The sequence below is a fragment of the Flavobacterium xizangense genome, assembly GCF_054075145.1.
In genome coordinates, this window is the sequence record NZ_JBSIPG010000032.1 from 1 (window position 1) to 466 (window position 466).

The 466-nt window shown below is 30.7% G+C and carries 1 protein-coding gene; it reads right to left on the minus strand.

Going from position 1 to position 466, the window contains the following annotated elements:
* On the minus strand, positions 1-466 hold a 466-nt coding region (locus ACWA1B_RS22375; protein ID WP_456910791.1), incomplete at both ends, for a leucine-rich repeat domain-containing protein.

Here is a 466-nt window from a genome sequence, read left to right on the forward strand (position 1 = left end):
TTCTAAAAGTAAATTGTTACTTACGTCTAGAGAAGTAATTTGGTTATTACTTATGTTTAAGGTTGTCAATGAAGTAAAGTATTCAATTCCTGTTAGATCTTTGATATTGCTATTTGAAAGGTCTATGCTTGTTATCGAACTTGCATCTGCAATTGTGATTTTTCCATTAAGACCATCAGTATCGATTCCTAGATCAATTAACTTTTGCTCAAAATTTGTGTCTGGAAGCGCTACGTATTCTGGTGTACAGGTAGTATTGTAAGTTGCCCAGGAATCTTTCGCATTCATCCAGTTTTTATTTGAATAAGCCACATCATCAACTTGAATACAGGTTAAATTCGGGTTGTTTTTTAGATTATCAACCATAGTTGTATTGACAAAATTGATATTGTTTCCATTTTTTAAATTAAGACTAATGAATTGATTGGAAGCGCATTTTATATAATCTAAAGAAGTGTTTTTTGAA